2 protein-coding genes are annotated in these 773 nt (G+C 75.5%); both read left to right on the top strand.

The window, feature by feature from the left end; genetic code table 11:
* Positions 1 to 176: 176 nt before the first annotated feature.
* Entirely contained in the window at positions 177 to 467 is a 291-nt protein-coding gene (locus tag HMPREF3105_RS10520) for a WXG100 family type VII secretion target (protein ID WP_010079419.1), read from the top strand.
* 67 nt (positions 468 to 534) lie between these two features.
* The coding region (locus HMPREF3105_RS10515) for a DUF4031 domain-containing protein (RefSeq protein ID WP_141762513.1) at positions 535 to 773 on the top strand (239 nt) is incomplete at its 3' end.

The raw sequence follows: 773 nt of genomic DNA, 5'->3' as shown, positions 1-773 counted from the left end.
GTTCCGTCGCGCCTCGGCCGAGCGCCGCCGCCGGGTGTCTGCTCCTGCACAGGCGCCTCAGGCCGACGCCCCGTCCCCAGGCGGGGACGACCCGGCGGCCGGGCGCGACGCGCGTCCCTAGCGTGGTGCCCGGCGGCACCCGCCGCCCATCAGCACTCATCAGAGGGGACAGTCACATGAGCATCGTGCAGATCGACGTCGAGGACCTGCGGGCCAAGAGCGGGGCGGTGGAGGGCTCCATCGGCCGCCTCCAGGCGGAGGTGAGCACCATGGAGGCCAACCTGCGCCAGCTGCAGGACACCTGGCGCGGCCAGGCGGCCGCGAACTTCCAGGGTGTGCTCACCGAGTGGCGCGCCACCCAGCAGCGCGTGGAGGAGTCCCTGGCGGGCATCCGCCGCGCGATGGACGCCGCCGCCACCCAGTACCAGGACGCGGAGACCGCCAACGCCGCGATGTTCCGGTTCTGAGCGCCCGGAACGGTCCGGGGTGCGGCCGGCCGGCCGCGCCCCGGTCCGTGCTTCCTAGAGTGGGGGCATGACCGTCCTGATCGACCCGCCCGCGTGGCCCGCCCACGGCACCGTGTTCTCCCACCTCGTCTCCGACGCCTCCCTCGAGGAGCTCCACGCGTTCGCGCGGGCGGCGGGGCTCTCGGAGCGGGCCTTCGACCGGGACCACTACGACGTGCCCGCGCACCGACGCGCCGAGCTCGTGGCCCGCGGGGCGGTGCCCGTCACCGGACGGGAGCTGGTGCGCCGCCTCGCCGCCTCGGGGCT

Source organism: Micrococcus sp. HMSC31B01, from assembly GCF_001816085.1.
Classification (GTDB): Bacteria; Actinomycetota; Actinomycetes; order Actinomycetales; family Micrococcaceae; genus Micrococcus; species Micrococcus luteus.
This window is presented reverse-complemented; position numbering and strand designations above follow the sequence as displayed.